The sequence below is a fragment of the Marisediminicola sp. LYQ134 genome, assembly GCF_046599635.1.
Taxonomy (GTDB): domain Bacteria; phylum Actinomycetota; class Actinomycetes; order Actinomycetales; family Microbacteriaceae; genus Marisediminicola.
This window is the reverse complement of record NZ_JBKIWP010000001.1, coordinates 32,452-47,653: the sequence shown is the minus strand read 5'-3', so window position 1 is coordinate 47,653 and position 15,202 is coordinate 32,452. Positions and strand designations below refer to the sequence as shown.

Here is a 15,202-nt window from a genome sequence, read left to right as displayed (position 1 = left end):
GTCTAGGCTTGCGGCAATGGCTACAGTCATCCTCGTGCGGCACGGTCGCACCACAGCAAACGCGTCGGGACTTCTCGCGGGCCGCACCCCCGGTGTCCGACTCGACTCCGTCGGGCTCGAGCAGGCGGCGCGCACGGCCGAGCGGCTGAGCGCGGTTCCGCTCGCCGCCGTCGTGTCGAGCCCCCTCGAGCGGTGCCTCCAGACCGCGGGGATCATCCTCGATCGCCAACCCGGCACGACCGGCACGCCCGGCCCCCCGGCGGTGACGACCGACGACGCCATCACCGAGTGCGACTACGGCGAGTGGCAGGGACGCACCCTCGCCGAGCTCGCGAAGGAACCGCTGTGGTCGGTCGTGCAGAACCACCCGTCGGCGGCGGTGTTCCCGGGGGGCGAGTCGCTGCAGGCCATGCAAGCGCGATCGGTCGCCGCCATCCGTCGCACGGATGCCGTGATCGAAGCCGAGCACGGGCCCGGAGCCGTGTGGGTCGCGGTGAGTCACGGCGACATCATCAAATCGGTGCTCGCCGACGCTCTCGGCATGCACCTCGACCTGTTCCAGCGCATCGGCGTCAACCCGGCCTCGGTGTCGATCGTGCGCTACGGCACCGCGAGGCCCGAGGTCATCGCGACCAACACCGACTCGGGCGACCTCGCGTGGCTGCGGGCGGCGGCGCCGACTGTCGATGCCGCCGTCGGAGGCGGAGCGGGCCCTCAGCCATCTGCTGGCTGACGCTCCTAAGCTGACGTCATGGCCACACTCGTGCACGAATTAGTCTGGCCCGACCGCGTCGTGGTCGGCACCGTCGGGAGCCCGGGCTCGCGATCGTTCTACCTGCAAGCCCGTAGCGGACGCAGGCTCGTCTCGGTCGCTCTCGAGAAGGAGCAGTCGGCTCTGCTCGCCGAGAAGATCGACGAGATCCTCGACCACCTCATGACGACCGACGGCAACCCGTTCAGCGTGCCGTCGTCGACGCCGATCGAACTCGTCGACAACGAGCCGCTCGAGCAACCAGTCGAGCAGCAGTTCCGCACGGGGACCATGAGCCTCGGCTGGGACCCGTCGACCGTGCAGCTCGTGATCGAGATGTTCCCGATCGTGGAGGCCGATGCCGACGACCGCGACCCGTTCGACGACGCCGACGAGGAGCGCGACGACACCGTCGAGCCGTCGGAGATGGTCGTCGTCAAGATCCCCGTCGGCACGGCCAGGGCCTTCGCCAAGCGCACTCGCGAGGTCGTCGGGGCCGGCAGGCCGCTGTGCCCGTTCTGCGCGACGCCCATCGACCCCGAGGGTCACACGTGCGTTCTGCCTGACGGTTTCTGAGGGTGGCCGATGTCGGCGCCGACCTGCTGAGCGGCGACCTCGCGCTCAGCGGCCGCATCACGACAGCCTCGAACGCGACGTTCCTCGGAACCGTCGGCGACACCGTCGTGGTCTACAAGCCGATCGCGGGAGAGAAGCCGCTGTGGGACTTCCCCGACGGTGACCTCGCGCACCGGGAGGTCGCGGCCCACCTCGTCTCCGAGGCGTTCGGCTGGAACATCGTGCCGCGCACGTGGTTGCGCGACGGCCCCCTCGGCGAGGGGATGGTGCAGCTCTGGCAGGAGCTCGACCCCGAGCAGGATGCCGTCGACCTCGTGCCTTCCGGCGCGATGCCCGAGAGCGGCTGGCGTCACGTCTTCGACGGCACCGACGAAGACGACCGGGCCGTCGCGCTGATCCACGAGGACACCGCAGCCCTGCGACGGATGGCGGTGTTCGACATCGTCGTGAACAATGCCGATCGCAAGGGCGCGCACATCCTGCCGATGGCCGACGGTCACCGCTACGGCGTCGATCACGGCCTCACGCTGCACTCGGAGCACAAGCTGCGCACGGTGCTGTGGGGGTGGATCGGCGAGGAGCTCTCGACCGACGAGCGCGAGGGTGTCGAGCGCGTGCGCGAACAGCTCGACGCGGGCCTCGGCGAGAGACTCGGCAGCATGATCACCGACTACGAGGTCGAGGCCCTCAGACAACGCTGTGAGCGGTTGCTCACCCGCGGCGCGTTCCCGCCGCCGCGCGGCCAGATGCCCGCGGTGCCCTGGCCGCTGTTCTGACCCGAGCCTGCCTTCCGATCCTCAGAACAACCCCGCCGCGCCTCCCCAGTCGTCTGCGGAGGTGCCGCCGCCGCGGCGTGACCCGAGGTAGGCCCCCACGACCGCGGCCCCGAGATCATCCGTCTCCGGTGCCACGACCGACCCTCCCACGCGCCTCGCCATCGAGTCGATGAAGCGCGCGAGTCCGCGATCGTCGCCGAGCCTGAAGAAGGTCGTGTGCGCGCCGAGCCTCATCGAGTTGTCGAGCTCGCGCACCGCGACCGCGATCGTGAGCGGCGCGGGCGGGTAGTCGAAGAACACCTCTCCCCCCGGCTCGAGGTGCGACGTCGGTTCACCGTCGGTCACGATGAGCAACACGGGCTGCGCATTCGGATGCTTGCGGAAATGCCTGTTCGCGAGAAGCAGCGCGTGGTGCAGGTTGGTGCCCTTCTCCCACTGCGCGTCGAGGCCCACGAGCTCGTCGATCTGCATGACCGAGGCGGTGCGGCCGAACTGGATGAGCTGCAGATCGTCGCCGCGGAACCGGCTCGTGATGAGGGTGTGCAGGGCGAGTGCCGTGCGTTTCATGGGCACCCAGCGGCCGTCCATCGCCATCGAGAACGACGTGTCGACGAGCAGCGCGACGGCGGCCTGAGTGCGGGCCTCGGTCTCTTGGATCTCGATGTCGCCGACCTCGATGCGCACGCCGGAGCCGGTCGGACCACCCTCGCCCGCGGTGCGCGTCACCGCGTTGGTGATGGTGCGGGTGACATCCCACGGCTCGGTGTCACCGAACGCCCACTCGCGAGTGGCCCCCGAACGATCACCCGCCGCTCCCGCCTGCCGGAGGTCGCGCTGACCCTGCTTGCCCGAGAGCTTCTGCGCGACGTCGCGCAGGAGCGACTTGCCGAGCTGCCGCATCGCCTTCGGGGTCATCGTGAGCTGACCGTCGCTGCCGCGCTTGACCGTTCCGGAGTCGCGCAGTGCCTTCTCGAGCTGCTGGAGGGTGCGCGCATTCACGGCCGCGTCGGAGCCGAGCTGCTTGCTCAGGGTGTCGAGGTCGATGTCGTCGATGCTCGACCCGCTGTAGCTCTGTGCGAGCTGCTCGGCGAGCTCGTCGAGGTCGGCGATGTCCTGGAAGACCCCGGTGCCGTCGCCGAGCCCGAGACCCTGCTCGCCGTCCATGCGCTCGGAACCTCCCCAGTTCTCGCCGGGCCGCAACTGGCGGAGCGTGTCGTCGAGTTGCCCGAGAGACGACATCAAGTCGGGAGACCCGAAGGCCTGCTCGGCGAGAGCGTCGAGTTCGGCGCGCTGCTCGGGGGTCATCGAGTTGCGCATGCGCTGTGCTGCGGCGGCCCGCTGAGCGAGCGCATCGAGCAGCTCGTCGATCGACTCGGGACCCTCGGGAAAGAACTCGCCGTGCTTCTGCATGAAGTCGTCGAACTGCTCGGGAGTGTCGTCGCCGCGCTGGTGCGCGGCGAGCAGCTCGTTGAGGTCGTCGAGCATCGCCGTGATCGCCGCACGGTCGGCGTCGGTCGCGTTCTCGAGAGCGTTCTTCATTCCCGCGAAACGCTGCTCGAGCATCTCGCGCCCGAGGAGATCTTTGATCCTCTCGAAGTCCTCGCGCGCGGCGGGGCTCGTCCAGTCGTAGCCGCCGAGTTCGCTCACGGCGGCGGCCGGGGAAGCGGGGAGGTTGTCGAGCTGCATCTCGGCGAGCGCGCGGTCGCCGTCATCCATCGCCGTGTCGCGCGAGAGCTGCCCCCTCTCGGCGAGAACCGCACGATCGAGGAGCTGTTTGACCTCCTGGAGCGTGCCGTCGAGGTTGTGCTTGCGGGCGAGGTCGCGCCGCTTCTCGGCGACACGCTGCGCGAGGTCGTCGAGGCCCGTGAGGTCACGGCCCCCGCGGCGGAGGAACTCGCGCAGCGCCTGCTCGGGCGAATACCCCGCCATCACGTCGTCGCCGATGGCGCCGAGCGCCTCGGTCAGGTCGACGGGCGGAGCGAGAGGGTCGGGGCCGTCGACGTAGTGGCCGTAGCGGATGTCGCGCGTGAGCCGGCGATTCGCTCTAGCCATAGATCGTCTCGCCTCCCCCACTCTCCTTGCTCACGCGACGGCCGAGGTAGAGCCCCTCGAGAGCGAGCTCGATCGCGCCGGCACGTTCGCCGTCGTTCGCGGCGCCGAGTCGCTCGCAGATCTGGTCGTAGAGCTCCGACTCCCCGAGCGCGGGGAGCCCGGAGAGGAAGTCGCGGGCGGCGACCTGCTCCCCCGTCGTCACCATGACGCCGCCCTCGATCGCGTCGACGAGCACGCCGAAGTCGAGTCCGCGGAAGTGGGCGCGCACCGTCTCGGCGGTCGCGGTGCGCAGGAGATGGTCGAGGATCTCGTCTTCGCGCCCCTCCTCGCCCGACTCGAACTCGATCTTGCCCCCGAGCACGTCGACAGCGGTTTCGAGGTCGACGGGCCGCGCGACCGCGTCGTCTTCGCCCTGGCGCGTCGCCCGGTGGATCGCCGCTGCCGCGATCGTCTCGGCACCCGCGATGGAGAAGCGGGCGCTCACGCCGCTGCGCTGGTCGACCGATCCCGAGCCGCGCAGCGCCCGAGTGAATCGCGCGAGGATCTCGACGAGGTAGTCGGGCACCTCGGCCACGAGCTGGGCCTCCTGGCGGATGACGGCGACCTCGTCGTCGAGCTCGGTCGGGTAGTGGGTGCGGATCTCCGCCCCGAACCTGTCCTTGAGCGGAGTGATGATGCGGCCGCGGTTCGTGTAGTCCTCGGGGTTGGCGCTCGCGACGACGAGCACGTCGAGAGGCAACCTCAGCACGTACCCGCGGATCTGGATGTCGCGCTCCTCCATGACGTTGAGCATCGCCACCTGGATGCGCTCGGCGAGGTCGGGCAGCTCGTTGATCGCGACGATGCCGCGGTGGCTGCGGGGAATGAGGCCGAAGTGGATGGTCTCGGGGTCACCGAGACTCAGACCACCCGCGACCTTCATCGGGTCGACGTCGCCGATGAGGTCGGCGACGCTCGTGTCGGGTGTCGCGAGTTTCTCGACGTATCTCTCGCCTCGACTGCGCCACGAGACGGGGAGTTCGTCACCGAGCTCCTCCGCCCTCCGGATGCTCTCGACGGTGATGGGCTCGAACGGGTGCTCTCCGAGCTCCGACCCCTCGATGACGGGGGACCACTCGTCGAGGAGCCCCGCGAGGGTGCGGAGGATGCGTGTCTTGCCCTGGCCGCGCTCGCCGAGGAGAACGATGTCGTGGCCGGCGATGAGCGCGCGTTCGAGCTGCGGGATGACGGTCGACTCGAATCCGTGGAGCCCGGGCCAGGGATTCCGACCGTCGCGGAGGGCCGCGAGGAGGTTGCCGCGGATCTCTTCGCGGAGGGACGTGGCCACGTGGCCGGATGCGCGCAATTCGCCGAGTGTGGCGATGGTGGGGCGGGTCATGGCGTCAGGCTACGCCTGCTTTTCTGGAGCGGACCCTGAGCGTCGTGCGGCGGGGTGCACGCGCGGTTTCCCGCGCGGCGGTGCCGTCGATTCCCTCACCACGAGTTTCGTCGCGAGCTCGATGTGCATCGACTCGACCGGTTCGTCGCGCGTGAGTCTGAGCACTGTCCGCAGGGCCGTTGCACCGATCTCGAAGAGGGGTTGGGCGACCGAGGTGAGGCGCGGAACGGTCTGATCGACGAGCGGTGTGCCATCGAAGCCCACGACGCTCAGGTCGTCGGGCACCCTGATCCCCCGACGGTGCGCCTCGGTCATGACGCCGATCGCGATCGAGTCGCTCGCCGCGAAGATCGCGGTCGGCAGGTCTCCCGTGTCGCACAGCGCGGCGAGCCCCTCGGTTCCCGTCGCGCTCTCGAAGGGCCCGTGGCGGATGACCGCGGGGTCGGCCGTGATTCCCGCGTCGGCGAGTGCGGCGTGGTAGCCGTGCAGTCGCGCGCTCGCGCAATCGGCACCGAGCGGCCCACCGAGGTAGCCGATGCGTCGGTGGCCGAGCGAGATGAGGTGGTCGACGGCCGCCCGACCGCCGGCCCAGTTGGTCGACCCAAGGGTCACGACGTCGTCTTGCGGCGTGCTGAACGGGTCGATGAGAACGACCGAGATGCCGTGCGCGCGCAGCTCATCGAGTTGGGTCGCGTCGACCTCGCTCGCGACGAGGATGAGGCCGCGCCTGCCTGCGGCGCTCAGCCGCTGCGCCCACACCGCGCCGTCGGTCGACGGTGCCTGCCGGGAACTGAGCGTGCTGATGACGACCTCGACGCCCTCCGACGCGGCGACGTCGACGATGCCCCGCATGACCTCGACCGAGTACGCGGAGGTGAGGAGGTCGGTCACGAGGTCGACGAGCGCCGGCGCGGTCGCAGCTCTCCGGCGCTGCTGGGGAGACGCGTATCCTCGCGCGCGGATCGCGCTCGTGACCCGCCGGCGCGTGCTCTCGGCGACGTCGGCCCGACCGTTGAGCACTTTCGAGACCGTCGGCACCGAGACGCCGGCGTCGGCAGCGATCTGCCGCAGGGTGAGCTTGGGTGTGTTCGTGGCCACAGCTCAGGGTAGCGAGAATCCGAAACTTTTCGCTCGGTGTCGGCGAACTCGGCGCGCTTGACCGCCGTCATCGCACTGGGTAGCGTCGTGGATGTCGGCTCCGCTTGCGAAAAGTTTCTGCCGACACGTTCAGCCACTGCGATATCGGGCTGCTTCGACGGCGAAGCGGTGAGTTGACACCCACGCCCACCCTCGAAAGACGAGAACACCATGACACCCAGCCTCAAACGCGCCCTCATCGTTCGAGGGGGGTGGGATGGCCACCAGCCCGTCGAGGCGACGGAGATGTTCATCCCCCACCTCGAGGCCCACGGTTTCGAGGTGAGCGTGCACGAGTCGACCGCCGTCTACGCCGACGCGACGGTCATGGCCGACATCGACCTGGTGGTGCAGTGCAACACCATGACGACGATCGAGAAGGAGGAGATCGCGGGGCTCCGTGCCGCGATCGAGGCGGGCACCGGGATGGCCGGATGGCACGGCGGCATCGCCGACTCCTACCGCAACACCGCGGACTACCTGCAGCTCATCGGCGGACAGTTCGCCCACCACCCCGGAGTGCACCCGAGCGAGGCGAAGGGTGAGCAGGCCGACAACTACCTGCCCTACCGCATCGACGTTCTCGAGTCGGCGGCCGACCACCCGATCACGCGCGGCATCGAGAGCTTCGACGTCGTGACCGAGCAGTACTGGGTGCTGAGCGACGACTACAACGACGTGCTCGCGACCACGACCCTCCCGGCTCGCGAGTGGGATGCCTGGAACCGCCCCATCACGTGCCCCGCCGTCTGGACCCGGCAGTGGGGCGCCGGTCGCATCTTCGTGAGCACCGCGGGCCACAACGTCGCCGTTCTCGAGAACGAGACCGTGCGCACCATCATCGAGAGGGGACTCCTGTGGGCGAGCCGTTGAACGTCGGGATCATCGGGTGCGGGAAGATCATCGCGCAGTACCTCGAGACCTTTGCGCGACTCGACGACGTGCGCCTCGTCGCCGTCGCCGACCTCGACCTCTCGAGGGCACAGGAGGTCGCCGACGCGACCCCCGGAACCGAAGCCCTGAGCGTCGACGAGCTGCTCGCCGACGACCGCATCCGAGTCGTCGTCAACCTCACCGTTCCGGCGGCGCACGCCGAGGTGTCTCACCGCATCATCACGGCGGGCAAATCGGTCTACGTCGAGAAGCCCATCACCGCGACGACCGACGAGGCCCGCTCGGTTCTCGCCGCGGCGGAGGCCGCGGGCGTGAGAATCGGCAGCGCCCCCGACACGGTGCTCGGCTCGGGCGTGCAGACGGCCCGCAAAGCCATCGACGACGGGCTCATCGGATCCCCCATCTCGGCGACCGCGACCATGGTGACGCCGGGCCACGAGCGCTGGCACCCCAACCCTGACTTCTACTACGTGCCCGGCGGCGGGCCGCTCCTCGACATGGGGCCGTACTACGTCACCGCCCTCGTGACGCTGCTCGGTCCGGTCGCTCGCGTCGTCGGGGCCGCGAGCGCCACGAGGTCGACGCGCACCATCCAGTCCGGTGAGCGCGAGGGAGAGGTCATCCCCGTCTCGACGCCGACGCACGTCACGGGCCTGCTCGTGCACGAGTCCGGCGCGATCTCGACCCTCGTCACGAGCTTCGACGCGGTCGCGACGACGGCGTCGAACATCGAGGTGCACGGCGAGAGGGGCACCCTCGGAGTGCCCGACCCCAACCACTTCGCGGGAGACGTGCGGCTCTGGTCGCTCGGAGACACCGAGTGGACCACGCTCCCCGTCTCCGCGGGCTACACGCGGGCGGCCCGGGGCTACGGTGTCGCCGACATGGCGTGGGGGGCGGATGCCTCGGGCCCGGGGGAATCGCGAGCGAGCGGCACCCTCGCCTTCCACGTTCTCGAGGTCATGGAGTCGCTCCTCGTCTCGGCGCAGACCCTCGAGTACGTCACCATCACGACCACGGTCGAGAGGCCCGAGGCGGTGCCGCTGACCGAGAAGTGACGCTGGCCGACCGGTGATCGCCGAGCCCCGACCGATCAGCGCAGCAGGGTGGTTCCGAGGGCGGCGAGAACGCCGAAGGCGACACCCCAGATGATGATCGAGATGGTCTGCCAGAGGATCACCGCGTTCTTCGACGCCCCGAACGAGACCATGGCGGCCGAGGTGATCTGGCTCGGCAGGATGGTCTGACCGAGGAGGCTCACTCCGGGGACCCCGAAGCGATCGAAGCGCTGGCGGAGTTTCTCGCGCCGCGGCGACAGCTCCTTGGGTTGGGTCACCTTCGAGCGCACACCGTGGGCACTGAGGACGAACACGACCATCGAGATGACGTTGCCGACGACCGCGGCGACGATCGCGACGACCGGGTTGATGCCGGCGAGCACGCCGATGACCGCACCACCGTAGGACTCGATGAAGGGGATGGCGGACGCGAGCATGACCCCGAGCCACTGCAGCACGGGCGGGAGCGAGGCGGTGAAGTCTTGCAGGGAGTCGATCACGGGGTGCCTTTCGTCGGGGTGCGCCAGCAGACGAATTCGCGCTGGCTCGGTGGTTCCGCTATCGAGTCTCGCGGGCGGGGGTGCCCGGGTGAAGTGTCGCGACGTCACCTCGGTGCAGGCGTTCTCGCACGGGTGACCGTGACAAATGTCACTGGCCTAGCCTGTGGGGATGGACGCTGACCGCACCCGACCCCGCCCCGCACCGGGGCGCGGCGTGCAGGCGACGTGGACATACACTCTCGGGTCGATCGTGTTCATCTTCGTCGCGCTCGACGCCGTTCTGCTCCTCGCGACGCTCGCGGGTTTCTCGATCACCCGGTCGCCGGTCGACGCGATCCTCGTCGCGCTCATCCTCGTCTCGGGTGCGCTCCACGTGAGGTACACCTGGTTCTTGAGGGTGGGGCTCCGGGGCGGGCTCCCGCGCACGGTGTGGACCGTCGCCCTCGTGGTGCCCGCCGCGCTCACCGCCCTCGTCGGGCTCGCGGCCCCGGGGGCGGCCCTGATCTCGGGTGTCCCCCTCTGGATCGCGGTCAACCTGGTCGCCGCTCTCGTCGACAAGCGCCCGCGAAACCTGCTGATCGCCGCGGGCGCCGTCGTCGTCGCGGCCCACGGCGCCGTCGTCACGGCGACCGAGGGTTCCCTCCCCCCGAGCGAGACACCCGGTTTCTGGATGCTCCTCGTCTACTCGGTGCTCCTGCCGCCCATCCTCCTCAGCAGCCTGTGGTGGTGGGACGTCGTGCGCACTCTCGACCGGCACCGCTCGATGGCCGGGGAACTCGCGGTCGCGCAAGAACGCCTGCGGTTCGCATCCGATCTGCACGACATCCAGGGGCACCACCTGCAGGTCATCGCCCTCAAGACGGAGCTCGCCGAGCGGATGCTGTCGGTCGACGTCGAAGCCGCGCGCGAGCACGTGCACGCGAGCCGCCTCATCGCGAAGCAGGCCCTCGAGGAGACCCGCTCGCTCATCGCCGGCTATCGCGAGGTCGACCTCGAGCAGGAGCTCGAGAACGCCCGGGAAGTGCTGACAGCCGCGGGCGCCGCGTGCAGCCTCGACGTCGCCGAGCTCCCCCGCGACCCCGAAGCCCAGCGCACCCTCGCGCTCGTCGTACGCGAGGCGACGACGAACATCCTGCGCCACAGCGGGGCGACGAAGGCCTCGATCCGCATCGCCCCGTCAGATGACGGCTCGAGTCTCGTCGTGAGCAACAACGTCCTCGCCGACTCGGCGACGCCGGGGCAGGCCGCGAGCACCGGCCTCGACGGCCTGCGGGCTCGACTGGCCGCGCTCGGCGGCACCCTCGACGTCGAGGCGGATGCCGCGGCCGACCTCTTCGAGCTGCGCGCGTGGGTGCCGGCTCGCGCGGAGGTGACCACGTGAGCGAGACCGGAGCGCCGGGCGCGGAGCACGCGGGCCCGGTCATCCGCTTGCTCGTCGCCGACGACGAGCACCTCATCCGCGGGGCCATGTGCGCCCTGCTCGGGCTCGAGGTCGACATCGAGGTCGTCGCCGACGTCGACAACGGACTGTCGGCGATCGACCGCGCGGTCGAGACCCGGCCGGACGTGTGCCTCCTCGACCTCGAGATGCCCGGAGCCGACGGTCTCGAGGCGGCGTCACGCATTCTCGCCCTCGTGCCGACGCGAGTGATCATCGTCACCCGTCACGCGCGACCCGGAGTGCTGAGGCGCGCCCTCGCGGCGAAGGTGTCGGGTTTCGTGCCCAAGTCGACCCCCGCCGAAGACCTCGCCGACGTGATCCGCGCCGTCGCGGCCGGCAAGCGCTACATCGATCAGGAGATCGCCGCGACCGCCCTCGCGGCCGAGCGCTGCCCGCTCACCGACCGCGAACTCGACGCGCTGCGCGTGAGCCAGTCGACGCGCAGCGTGCAGGAGATCGCCGACCGCCTGCACCTCGCACCGGGAACCGTGCGCAACTACCTGTCGGCGGCCATGACGAAGCTCGATGCGAGCTCACGTCACGAAGCCGCCGACATCGCGTGGCAGCACGGCTGGATCTGACGACGTCGGCCCCGATCAGCGCCGCACGGCGTCGATCTTGAGCATGCGCGCGATGACGCTGTCGAGCTGGCTGTCGTCGAAGATCTTCTTCCAGTCGTCTTTCACGATCGACTCGCGCCCGTAGTCCATGGCGATGTGGCAGGCGTCCGAGAACGGGTTGGAGCCGCGCAGACCGTTGGTGAGGGCGATCCAGGTGTGGCCGTAGAGCATCGCGCGAGCCGCTTCGTACGGCACGCCGACGCCGTCGACGGTCTCCTCGAGCGCCTCCTTGAGGAAGGCGCCGATCATGCACGCGATCGTCTCGACGAGGGTCGGCTCGAGCACGGCGAGCTGTTTGACGGTCACGTAGTGCACCGCGATGACGGGGGCGTAGATCGTCGAGATCACGCCGGTCGCGAGTTCCCGCACGGGCGACGACTCGTCGACGCCCTCGAGGGCCGCGATGACCTCCTGGGGTGCCGCCACTCCCCCGAACGTGTCGGCCCACTCCTCTTTCGTTGTGCGCTCGAGGAAGACCGAGGGGTGGCACGGGTGCGCGACCGCGTAGTGGATGTCGTCGCGGCTCGCGAGGAGCCCGGCGTAGGCGGCGGCGGGGTCGAGGGTGAGGATGATCGCGCCGCTCTTCATCGCGGGCACGACGCTCTCCGAGACCCGTCCGAGCACGACGTCGGGAACGGCGAGGATCACGACGTCGGCGTTCGCGACGGCCTCCTCGGTCGGCGTGACCGTGCGCCCGAGCGACTCGATGAGCTCGACGCCCGCGGGCGACGCTTCGCTGTAGAGGGCGGTGTACGAGCTCTTCGCGAGGTTGTTCGAGACGCGCTGGCCCATCTTCCCGCCCGCGCCGATCACGGCGACGGTGATGTCGGCCGATCCCTGACCGTCGGCGTAGGTCACGCTGGTCTCGGGTGCGGTGGTCTCGGTTGCGCTGGTCTCGGTTGCGCTGCTGTCATTCGCACTGTGCAGGGTGTCAGTCATTGTTCTTCCTCCTGAGGTGTTCGATGGTCTTCGTTGTCCACTCGGCTTCCAACCGGCTGGTGGTCTCGGGGTCGCCCTGCCAGGGCAACCAGTGCTCGACGATCTGGTTCACCGACGTCGTGCCGCCGTCGCGGGCGTCGAGGGCCGCGCGGATGCCGTCGTAGTCGAGGCGCCCCTGACCGAGGGGCGTGCTCGTGAGTGCGAAGCCGACCCAGCCGTCTTTGCGCGAGAACGCGAAGTCTTTGACGTGCCAATTGGCGACGTGGGGCAGGCACCGAGCCGTGACGTCGGCCGGGTGCTCGAGGTTCGCGACGGTGTTCGCGGGGTCGAGCACGATTTTGAGGCGGGGGCTCGCGATGGCCTCGACGAGCGCCACGAGGTCGCTCGACGTCACCTGCTCGTAGGTCTCGAGCGCGAGGGTGACCCCGGCCGCCTCGAACTGCGGGAGCACTTCCCGCAGTCGCCGCTCGACCTCGACGGCGTCCGGGCGATCGTCGCCCGCCGTCCACATCGTGCGCACGAGGGTCGCCCCGAGAATGCCGGCGATGTGCAGATAGCACTGCAGAGCCTCGGGGTCGGTTCCGCGAGTGCCCACCTCGAGCGTGACACCGAGGTCGTCGGCGAGCGAACGCACGTCGGCGAGCTCCCCGTCGCTCAGGTGTGCGAGAGGGGCGTGGTCACAGATCTGGAACAGACGGATGCCGAGGGCCGCGGTGTCACGGATGGCGTCGTCGAGCGTCATCGCGTTCGGGTTCGTCGCAGACATCCGCCAGAAGTAGGCGTAGGTGCTGAGCCCGATCATGAGTCGACGTCGATGCCCACGGGTGCCGCCGAGCCGTCGTACTCGCAGATCGCCGCGACCTTGTCGGCCGACGCGCTCGCCGTGTCGAATCGGTAGGTGAGCCATTCCCTCGCGAGGCGCCTCATGAGTTCCACGCCGATGACCCTCTGACCCATGCAGAGCACCTGCGCATCGTTGGAGAGAACGCTGCGCTCGACGGAGAACGAGTCGTGCGCCGTGACCGCGCGCACTCCCGGAACCTTGTTGGCCGCGATCGCGACGCCGAGCCCGGTGCCGCAGATGAGGATGGCGCGGTCGGCTTCGCCGGCCGCGACCATGCGAGCGGCCTCGACGGCGATGTGAGGGTAGGCCGTGTGCGACTCGGCGTCGACACCGACGTCGACGATGCTCGCGACCCCGGTGTTCGCCGCGAGATCGGCCTTGAGGATCTCTTTGTAGTCGAAACCCGCGTCGTCGGACCCGAGGATTATGCGCAACTGGTCGGTCATGATGATGCCCTTTCGGTGGAACTGAGGTCGGTCGGCGAGTCACGGTCGGCTGCGGCGGCGAGCACGCCCGCGACCGTGCGGGCGATGAGGGCGAGGGAGGTCGCGCCGGCGTCGGGCGTGCCGAGGCTGCGTTCGGCGTGGGGGCGGGCACGGCCCATCTTCGGCAGGAGGTGAGCGGTCGCCGCAGCCGCGTCGTCGGCGACGGCCGCGGCGACGGCCCACGCGGTCGCGAGGTCTGCGCCCGCCTCCACCTCGGCCGTGAGCGCGCTCTCGAACGGCACGAGCACGTCGACCATCGTCTTGTCGCCCGGCACGGCACCGAACTCGAGGATCGCGCGCGTCGCGGCAGCGATTCCCGCGGCGACGGAGTGACGGTCGGGCGCCGCACCGTCGGTCACGGTCGCCCCGATCGTCTCGAGGGCGGCCCCCCAGAGCGCACCCGAGGTGCCACCAGCACGATCCGACCAGGCGTCGCCGGCGATCGACAGCACGGTTCCCGCGCCGGCCCCCGCGTCGGCGGCCGTGCGCGCGGCGGCGAGCGCCGCCGTCACTCCGCGCTGCATGCCGATGCCGTGGTCGCCGTCACCGGCGACCGCGTCGATGCGTCCGAGTTCGTCTGCGTGGTCGTCGATCGTCTCGGCGATCGCCTCGAGGGCGGTCACGACGGTGCGCGCGGCCGCGGCGGACTCCGCACTCGCGACGGGGATGTCTGCGACCGCGAGAATGGGCGCGTCGAGGTCGTCGACCCGCTCCGCCGCATCCACCGACCCCTTCTTGTATGCGGGGGCGTCCGCGGGCGCCGCCCACAGCGACTCGAGTTCGTCGTCGAGCCAGAAGAGCGTCAGCGAGACTCCCGCCATGTCGAAGCTCGTGACGAGTTCGCCGACCTCGGGTTCGACGACGTCGACCCCGGCCGCCGCGAGGAGCGCGTCGACCTTCGCGTAGACGACGAAGAGCTCTTCGTACTTGACCGACCCGAGCCCGTTGAGGATGACCGCGACGCGGCGCCCGGCCACCTCGGTGACACCCTCGGGCAGTTCGGCGAGGAGGGAGTCGACGAGGAGCGCCGCGAGTCCGTCGGCCGTCGGCACGTCGGCCTCGGCGATCCCCGGTTCGCCGTGGATGCCCATGCCGATGGCCATGCGCCCCTCAGGCACCGTGAAGAGCGGTTCGCTCGCGCCGGGGAGCGAACACCCGGAGAACGCGACGCCGAAACTGCGGGTGTGCTCGTTGGCCTTGGCCGCGACGCGTGCGACCTCGTCGAGCGACCAGCCCGCCTCGGAGGCGGCCGCGGCGACCTTGAAGACGGTGAGGTCACCGGCGATCCCGCGACGCTTGTGCTTCTCCTCTGCGGGAGCGCTCGAGATGTCGTCGGTCACGACGACCGTGCGGGTCTCGATGCCCTCGGCGACGAGCCGCGCCTGGGCCGCGTCGAAGTTGAGCACGTCGCCCGCGTAGTTGCCGTAGCTCAGAAGCACACCGGCGCCGTTGTGCGCCGACTTGGCGACCGATCGCACCTGCTGCCACGACGGAGACGCGAAGAGGTTGCCGAGAGCGGCGCCGTGGGCGAGCCCCTGGCCGACGAGCCCCCCGAATGCCGGGTAGTGACCCGACCCGCCTCCGATAACGAGCGCGACGGTGTTCGGCGTCGACCGCGTCGCGCGGACCACACCGCCGTGCACGCGGCGCACCCAGCGCGCGCTCGCGGCGACGAAGCCGTCGATCATCTCGTCGGCGAAGTCGTTCGGATCGTTGTAGAGGCGTGTCATGAGGTCTCCTGAGGGGCGAAG

15 protein-coding genes are annotated in these 15,202 nt (G+C 69.9%); 7 read left to right on the top strand and 8 right to left on the bottom strand.

Features of this window, described 5'->3' with window-relative positions; genetic code table 11:
* The first annotated feature begins 16 nt into the window (after window positions 1-16).
* The 3 genes from ACLHIH_RS00215 to ACLHIH_RS00205 are packed head-to-tail and all read left to right on the top strand — an operon-like array spanning window position 17 to window position 2,103.
* A complete protein-coding gene (locus tag ACLHIH_RS00215; RefSeq protein ID WP_411314712.1) occupies window positions 17-733 on the top strand; it encodes a histidine phosphatase family protein in 717 nt (238 codons plus the stop codon).
* Between the two features lie 18 nt (window positions 734-751).
* Window positions 752-1,327: a DUF3090 domain-containing protein gene (locus tag ACLHIH_RS00210; protein WP_411314711.1), complete on the top strand. Its 576-nt coding sequence runs from the start codon at window positions 752-754 to the stop codon at window positions 1,325-1,327.
* Window positions 1,324-2,103 carry an SCO1664 family protein gene (locus ACLHIH_RS00205; protein WP_411316268.1) on the top strand — a complete coding sequence of 260 codons (780 nt, stop codon included), beginning with the start codon at window positions 1,324-1,326 and terminating at the stop codon, window positions 2,101-2,103. The genes ACLHIH_RS00210 and ACLHIH_RS00205 overlap by 4 nt, the downstream gene beginning before the upstream one ends.
* A 21-nt stretch (window positions 2,104-2,124) precedes the next feature.
* Here ACLHIH_RS00205 and ACLHIH_RS00200 read toward each other — a convergent pair whose 3' ends face one another.
* The 3 genes from ACLHIH_RS00200 to ACLHIH_RS00190 are packed head-to-tail and all read right to left on the bottom strand — an operon-like array spanning window position 2,125 to window position 6,631.
* Entirely contained in the window at window positions 2,125-4,155 is a 2,031-nt protein-coding gene (locus ACLHIH_RS00200) for a vWA domain-containing protein (protein WP_411314710.1), read from the bottom strand.
* Window positions 4,148-5,533: a magnesium chelatase gene (locus ACLHIH_RS00195; protein WP_411314709.1), complete on the bottom strand. Its 1,386-nt coding sequence runs from the start codon at window positions 5,531-5,533 to the stop codon at window positions 4,148-4,150. The genes ACLHIH_RS00200 and ACLHIH_RS00195 overlap by 8 nt, the downstream gene beginning before the upstream one ends.
* Before the next feature lie 9 nt (window positions 5,534-5,542).
* Window positions 5,543-6,631: a LacI family DNA-binding transcriptional regulator gene (locus ACLHIH_RS00190; RefSeq protein ID WP_411314708.1), complete on the bottom strand. Its 1,089-nt coding sequence runs from the start codon at window positions 6,629-6,631 to the stop codon at window positions 5,543-5,545.
* 210 nt (window positions 6,632-6,841) lie between these two features.
* On the opposite strand from ACLHIH_RS00190, the gene ACLHIH_RS00185 reads away from it, so the two are divergent.
* The gene (locus tag ACLHIH_RS00185; protein ID WP_411314707.1) at window positions 6,842-7,543 is read left to right on the top strand and encodes a ThuA domain-containing protein; all 702 of its coding nucleotides are present in this window, start codon (window positions 6,842-6,844) and stop codon (window positions 7,541-7,543) included.
* Entirely contained in the window at window positions 7,528-8,622 is a 1,095-nt protein-coding gene (locus ACLHIH_RS00180; RefSeq protein WP_411314706.1) for a Gfo/Idh/MocA family protein, read from the top strand. Before ACLHIH_RS00185 ends, ACLHIH_RS00180 begins: the two co-directional genes overlap by 16 nt.
* Before the next feature lie 35 nt (window positions 8,623-8,657).
* Here ACLHIH_RS00180 and ACLHIH_RS00175 read toward each other — a convergent pair whose 3' ends face one another.
* A complete protein-coding gene (locus ACLHIH_RS00175) occupies window positions 8,658-9,122 on the bottom strand; it encodes a hypothetical protein (RefSeq protein WP_411314705.1) in 465 nt (154 codons plus the stop codon).
* Between the two features lie 169 nt (window positions 9,123-9,291).
* On the opposite strand from ACLHIH_RS00175, the gene ACLHIH_RS00170 reads away from it, so the two are divergent.
* Both ACLHIH_RS00170 and ACLHIH_RS00165 read left to right on the top strand, forming a co-directional pair.
* On the top strand, window positions 9,292-10,503 hold the full coding sequence (locus ACLHIH_RS00170; RefSeq protein ID WP_411314704.1) for a sensor histidine kinase: 1,212 nt from the start codon (window positions 9,292-9,294) through the stop codon (window positions 10,501-10,503).
* Window positions 10,500-11,144, top strand: a complete 645-nt coding sequence (locus ACLHIH_RS00165; protein WP_411314703.1) for a DNA-binding response regulator — start codon at window positions 10,500-10,502, stop codon at window positions 11,142-11,144. Before ACLHIH_RS00170 ends, ACLHIH_RS00165 begins: the two co-directional genes overlap by 4 nt.
* 15 nt (window positions 11,145-11,159) lie before the next feature.
* Here ACLHIH_RS00165 and ACLHIH_RS00160 read toward each other — a convergent pair whose 3' ends face one another.
* Genes ACLHIH_RS00160 through ACLHIH_RS00145 form a run of 4 tightly spaced genes read right to left on the bottom strand, consistent with a single transcriptional unit; the run spans window position 11,160 to window position 15,181 of the window.
* On the bottom strand, window positions 11,160-12,122 hold the full coding sequence (locus ACLHIH_RS00160; RefSeq protein ID WP_411314702.1) for a phosphogluconate dehydrogenase C-terminal domain-containing protein: 963 nt from the start codon (window positions 12,120-12,122) through the stop codon (window positions 11,160-11,162).
* Entirely contained in the window at window positions 12,115-12,924 is an 810-nt protein-coding gene (locus tag ACLHIH_RS00155; protein ID WP_411314701.1) for a sugar phosphate isomerase/epimerase family protein, read from the bottom strand. The genes ACLHIH_RS00160 and ACLHIH_RS00155 overlap by 8 nt, the downstream gene beginning before the upstream one ends.
* The gene (locus ACLHIH_RS00150; protein ID WP_411314700.1) at window positions 12,921-13,412 is read right to left on the bottom strand and encodes a ribose-5-phosphate isomerase; all 492 of its coding nucleotides are present in this window, start codon (window positions 13,410-13,412) and stop codon (window positions 12,921-12,923) included. The genes ACLHIH_RS00155 and ACLHIH_RS00150 overlap by 4 nt, the downstream gene beginning before the upstream one ends.
* Window positions 13,409-15,181 carry a dihydroxyacetone kinase family protein gene (locus ACLHIH_RS00145; protein ID WP_411314699.1) on the bottom strand — a complete coding sequence of 591 codons (1,773 nt, stop codon included), beginning with the start codon at window positions 15,179-15,181 and terminating at the stop codon, window positions 13,409-13,411. The genes ACLHIH_RS00150 and ACLHIH_RS00145 overlap by 4 nt, the downstream gene beginning before the upstream one ends.
* Window positions 15,182-15,202 lie beyond the last annotated feature (21 nt).